Origin of the sequence: Natranaerobius trueperi (genome assembly GCF_002216005.1) — a bacterium.
GTDB classification, from domain to species: domain Bacteria; phylum Bacillota; class Natranaerobiia; order Natranaerobiales; family Natranaerobiaceae; genus Natranaerobius_A; species Natranaerobius_A trueperi.
Genome location: NZ_NIQC01000051.1, coordinates 1 through 6,224, shown reverse-complemented (window position 1 = coordinate 6,224; position 6,224 = coordinate 1). Strand labels below are relative to the sequence as shown.

At 33.3% G+C, this 6,224-nt stretch carries 3 protein-coding genes and 1 pseudogene; 1 reads left to right on the top strand and 3 read right to left on the bottom strand.

Annotated features, from left to right (window positions below; translation table 11 throughout):
* Positions 1–609: 609 nt before the first annotated feature.
* Positions 610–1,668 (bottom strand): stalk domain-containing protein, encoded by a 1,059-nt coding sequence (locus CDO51_RS12745; RefSeq protein ID WP_089024608.1) that lies wholly within the window; start codon positions 1,666–1,668, stop codon positions 610–612.
* Between the two features lie 128 nt (positions 1,669–1,796).
* Positions 1,797–3,830: a thioredoxin domain-containing protein gene (locus tag CDO51_RS12740; RefSeq protein ID WP_089024607.1), complete on the bottom strand. Its 2,034-nt coding sequence runs from the start codon at positions 3,828–3,830 to the stop codon at positions 1,797–1,799.
* A gap of 803 nt (positions 3,831–4,633) precedes the next feature.
* Between CDO51_RS12740 and CDO51_RS12735 the strand changes: the two genes are divergently transcribed.
* Positions 4,634–5,575 (top strand): ketopantoate reductase family protein, encoded by a 942-nt coding sequence (locus CDO51_RS12735; RefSeq protein WP_089024606.1) that lies wholly within the window; start codon positions 4,634–4,636, stop codon positions 5,573–5,575.
* A 177-nt stretch (positions 5,576–5,752) separates the two neighbouring features.
* Here CDO51_RS12735 and CDO51_RS14805 read toward each other — a convergent pair.
* A pseudogene (locus CDO51_RS14805) lies at positions 5,753–5,987 on the bottom strand (IS6 family transposase); the annotation flags it as partial.
* Positions 5,988–6,224: the final 237 nt, after the last annotated feature.

Sequence of the window (6,224 nt, the reverse complement as noted above, 5' to 3'; positions counted from 1 at the left end):
GCAAAGGTCGTTTGAATAGCATCTAGGACATACAACTTTAGTCATGGATCAGTCTCCTTTCTCCCGGAGGGTTTGTTTTCTGCCTAAAAACATCATAACTCCGGGCGGGAGACTGATTCAAATATCACATAACTTAACAGAACTCTGTCTATAAACTGTAGTTCACCATAGTAAGCTAGTTCTGTAAATAGACGATTTAACATTCCTATTATGAAAACTATAAATATTAATGTAATGGTAGTATAAGAAAGTAAAAATCTAGGAAATCTCTTATTTTTACTATAAGGTAAGAATAATTTGTCAAATAGGCTACCGTGTGGGCAAAAATTTCCCCAAAAAAAGCTCAAAACGATTTCAGCTACTATTATACAGGGCACAACAAGACCTAACCTCGGCCAGAAAAGTCCACCAAAAGCAATAATAAGAGTTAACAGCCAACCCCAATTTCTAAAAAAAAAGTAAAAGTTCTGTTTACTTTTAAAAGTTTTTAGTGTGACATAAAGGAATCCCCTAACTTTATATACCCCCCCAGTGGGTATGGAAACATTACAATTAGAATGGATTGAAAGTCAAGTAAAAAAGACTCACCTGTTAGGTGAGTCTAAATTATTAATAATCATATGGACTTGGATCACTTGATTCACTAGCATCAATTTCATTAAACCATTGAAATTTTTGGGTTGCTATAATAGTAGGGCCAAATTGGTTGTTGTTTGAAACATAAGCACCAGTCCCTAATTGTAAAGGGCTTGCGGAAAGCATATTTTGTCTATGACCTTCTGAACCCATCCACATATCAATTACTGTATCTGCAAATGATAAGTAGGTATCATTTCTTGATGTAGTTTGAGCTAGATTCTCTGCAATTGAAGGGTTATCTATACCGGCTAACCTTCCACGATCTTCAGGACTATGCCTACTATCTTCATGCTCATTATAATGACTAAAGAAATCATGTTTTGCCATACTTATAGAATGGTTCCATGCAGCTATCTCAAGGTTTTTTGAATGTTTTACTGTTGACAAATTATATTCTTTACGTATTTCATTAGTTGCATAAAAAATAGCTGCATTTAATCTAGGATAATCAATATTTTCATAATTAATTGATTCATTTAATAAATTGCTATTCCTAAAATTAGACGCATTATATTGGTTGTAGTGTTCTAATGTCCAATTATCTTCATCTGAGTCTTGTTGATTGTCTTCTTTTGGTTGCTCGTTTTCTTCAAAGTCACCATGAACAGTTACTTTGTTTTCATCTTCATGCCAATTTACATAAGCTTCTAATGCTTCACCAATAAATCTTAAAGGGACCAAAGTTCTACTCTCAATTATTTTTGGAAATACATCTGAATTTACTATGTTATTATTAACAATTATAGTTATTTCTTCTCTTGCTGAAGTTAGAGGATTGTTAATATTTGTTCCTGATTCCACAATTAATACTGACTGAGTAGAACTATCCCATTCTACATATGTATTAAGATTTTCGCTAATAACCCGAAGAGGAACCATTGTTCTACTATCAATAATTTGAGGCGGTACATCTGGTTCAATAGTAGAACCATTTACTTCTAGTGTAATATCTTCTGGTGTAGCCATTACACTAGAACTTAAGACTAACAGAAAAAGTAGACTAAATATAATACTAGATTTTTTTAACATAGACTTAATCAACTCCTTTGTTTTTTTATGTAATTCTATTTTATATTAACTTTAGTAAGCGGTTAACAGTTAAGTTATGTAATTACAGGTAGAATAAACAAAGGCATCTGGAAATTTCCAAATGCCTTTTATTGATCTAATATTCTTTTTAGTTTATTTGAATCATTAACCGGGGAAAAACAGGTGAAATTCTGGCATACATAAGCAGTTGGTTTGTTTTTCACCATATCTCTATTTTTTACAATAGGGGAAATACTTTCTAGTGCACGACTATTTAAATCGTTACTTTTAACAATTACATATCTATCTGGATTAAATCCAGACTCTAGAATTTTTAGCATTTCTTGAGTTAACCTATCTTCTAATTTATCAGTAACGAGTGTGATTTCCTGAGTTTTAGGTGATTCTTTTAGGTAAATTGCCGATAGAAAATGAGAATACGAGATAGGAGACTCGTTAATTGTACCACCAAAAGTTTTAAATATTTTTTCTATGAGTCTTTCTAACTCTTCATCAGCAGTTAACCTATACAATCTAAGAATATTATTAGCAACTACTGAATTTCCAGATGGGTAGGCACCATCATATAACTCTTTAGGTCTAGAAATCAACTCTTCGCTATCATGTCCGTACATAAAAAAACCACCTTCATCTTTATCCCAAAAAAGCTGATACATTTCTTTAGTTATATCTAAAGCGGTTTCAAGATAATCTGGGTGATATGTTGCTTGATATAGTTCGATAATTCCCCAAGTTAAAAAAGCATAGTCTTCTAAAAACCCAGGAATACTTGCTTCGCCGTCTTTATATCGACTAAGAAGCCTTCCTTTAGTATCAACTAAGTTATCAACAATGAAACTTACGCAATCTTTTGCCTTGTTTACATACTGCTGATTTTTTAAGATACGTCCAGCATAAGCAAGTGCAACAATCATCAATCCATTCCAAGATGTTAGTATCTTTTCATCTCTAAAAGGACGAATACGCTTTTCACGTTCGTTAAAAATTAATTCTATTTCCTGGGAAAACTTACTTTTAGACAAACTTTGATTAATTAAATTTGGTATGCTTTTACCGTTGAAATTACCCTGTTCCGTTATGTTAAATTTTTTGCAGAAATCTTCACCCTTTTTTTTCCCTAAAATACTTCTTATTTCTTGGGGTGTAAATACATAAAATTTACCTTCGACCCCTTCACTATCTGCGTCTTCTGCAGAGTAGAATACTCCTTCTGGAGAAGTCATATCTCTTAATACATAAGTGAAAATTTCTTCAGCTACATTTGAATAAAAAGAATCTCGAGTTAGCTCAAAAGCTTCTAAATACGCTATAGCTAATAGTGCATTATCATAAAGCATCTTTTCAAAATGGGGTACTAACCATTTTTGATCAGTAGAGTATCTCGAAAAACCGTAACCGATATGGTCGTAAATTCCACCACTATACATTGCTCTTAACGTTTTTTCTACCATGTATAAAGCATTCTTTTTTTCTGTTAAATTGTAATAACGTAAGAGAAAAAACAAATTATGTGGTGTGGGGAACTTAGGTGCTTTACCAAAACCACCAAATTTAAAATCAAAATTATCCTCTAGGTTTTGATATCCTTTATCTAGTGTACTTTTAGATACTTCTCCTGAAGTATTTTTATAGAAATGTGATTCTATGGCTTCAGTAACATCTTTACTAATACTTGTTAACTCTTCGCGATCATTTATCCATAAGTCACTAATTCGTTCTAAAAGTTGTATTAACCCTGGCATCCTCATTTTACTTTCTTTGGGAAAGTAGGTACCTGCATAGAATGGTTTTTTATCATGGTCTAAAAATACTGTTAATGGCCATCCACCTTGACCTGTCATAGCTTGACAAGCTGACATGTATATAGAATCAATATCTGGTCGTTCCTCTCTATCAACTTTAATTGAAATAAAATTTTCATTTAAAATTTGAGCAACTTTTTCATCTTCAAAAGATTCTCGTTCCATAACATGACACCAGTGGCAAGTTGAATAACCAATGCTTAAAAAGATAGGTTTATCTTCTTCTTCGGCTTTTTCAAAAGCTTCTTTACCCCAAGGATACCAATTAACTGGGTTATGGGCATGTTGTAATAAATAAGGTGACTTTTCTTCAATTAATCTATTTACAGTGTTTGGCATCTTATCACGCTCCTTTCAAATTAGTTATTGATATCTAGTATTTGGATTAAGACGGTAATTAATACCCAAACGGTCTACTCAAACGTTGATATTATTCAAAAAATATTTTAGATAAGTAAGAAGATTAAGTTTTTTAGGGATATGTGCAGTACTTCTCTAACTACTATTCCACCTACCCCAGTCAAATAGACCCATCACATCTTCAATTTCCGGGATGTTAGCATCTCTTGCACCTGATTAAAAAGTTTTTTCATTACATGGGGAGTAATAATCCAAGTATCAAGACTTTTATTATCACGGTTACATATGGATTTGGCCCCCTGGTCAACATAATTGGGTCAAACCTAAAAACCTTGGAATATATACCCACCCTCTAACACTCATTAGTGAAAGGAGTGTTAGTAGTTTTTCCACTGCCACTATTTGTGCCTGCTATTACGATTCATGGTATTTTAGTCATATGTTTTCACTTCTTTCTATAACAAATTTCTTCTTGTGCAATCCTTCCTAATGGTAATGATAGTTGCTTAAATTAAACTCAAATAAAGAAGTTTTAAGGGTAAATAATCAGAGGTATAACCATATCAAAAAAATTGGGATATTTTACATTACAGATGATAAATAGAAACCAGGAGTAAAGTAACCAAGAGCAAAATATAAATAATATTTAAAAAATATTTCCCAAAATCAAACCACTAGCATATTATACAGCAAAAGAAAGCTTTAAGGAGGCTTGTTATTAAATTACATTTAATGGGTGGTAGTAGAGGGAGGTTAACAAATAATAATTAGGGAGTGGAGCTATGAAAATTACAGTTATAGGTGCTGGAGCCATGGGTTGTGTATTTGGAGGGCATCTACAAGAAGGTGGTAATGTAGTAACAATGATAGATATCTGGGAAGAACATGTTAAGGCCCTTAACGAGAAGGGCTTGAGTTTGAAGGGAGCTAGTGGCGATCGAGTCATACCTATTAGTGCCCAAACAGATACTACCGGCATGTCTGAGCAAGATTTGGTTATAGTTCTTGTAAAAGCATCAGTTACTCAGAAAGCTTTAGAGTCAGCAAAAAATATTATAGGTCCTGAAACAATTGTATTGACAGTACAGAACGGAATAGGTAACGCAGAAAACATTGCTGAAGTTATAGACGTGGAAAAAATTATAGTTGGCACAACAGCAAATGCTTCCGAGCTAACAAAACCTGGTGAGGTAATTCACCATGGTCAAGGAGAAACAGTTATCGGTAAATATGAAGGAAAATTGACTGATAGAGATAAAAAAATAGCAGAAGAGTTCAAGAATTGTAAACTTGAGGCTAAAGCTGTTGACAATATTATGAGTATTGTATGGAGTAAGCTTATCCTAAATACAGCGGTAAATGGGCTCTCTGGTGTATTACAAGTCCCATTAGGAAAGCTTTACGAATGGCCAGAGACAAGAGAATTCATGAGGGATATAATAACTGAAACAGAAAAAGTGGCTAATGCAAAGGGAATTGAAATTCTACATGATGATCCATATGAAAAAGTATTTACTATTTGCAGAGATAAGGCCCCTGGACATTATGCTAGTATGGCTCAAGATGTTTATTGGCAACGAAAAACTGAGATAGATGTAATAAATGGCACAATTGTGGAAGAAGGTAAAGCAAATGGAATAGAAACTCCCGCAAACACTGCCATAGTAAGAATGGTTAAAGGTGTTGAGAAAGGTTATCTAAAAGGAAAAAAGTCTGATTATTAAAAAAATTCTAATCAATAAGACTTTTTGGCTGTTAAGTTGTTATGAAAAGTGAATTCTTTTGCTCGTAAGAGTTGAAAGAAATTAAAGTTCGCTATCATGCTGTACTATGCAGTAGCAAAAGGTTCTAGATATATTGAAATAAGAGATACCAACAACTTGAGCAGGTGTGACTTGATTGTCCCAGCACCCTAGAATAGAGTAGAACTTACAGTCGTGATGAAGAAAAATACTTTACAGTTTTAGGGCGAGGGATATTTTCGAGGTTTATTTGACCTCATTTACCTCTGCCCTTACCAAGGGACTTAGGTGCAAACTTACATTGATATTTTTGATGACCATACCTATCAGTACTAAAATTATGAAACTTGTCAGAGTGGTTGTTATTGCATCTAGGACATATACTTTTAGCTATGGGTCAGTCTCCTTTCTCCACGGAGAGTTTTGTTTTCGCCTATAAACATCTTAACTCCGGGACGGAGACTGATTCAAATATCACACAACTTAACAGAACTGAAAATCATGAAAGATTCTCTATGTAAAGGATAAAACCCTGTAAAATTTTGAAAACCCAGAATACAGTAATCCAAATTTGAAATTTTGCTCTTTTAAAAACTAAATTAAGCAGCGTGTTTTTCTCTAGCTTTTATGA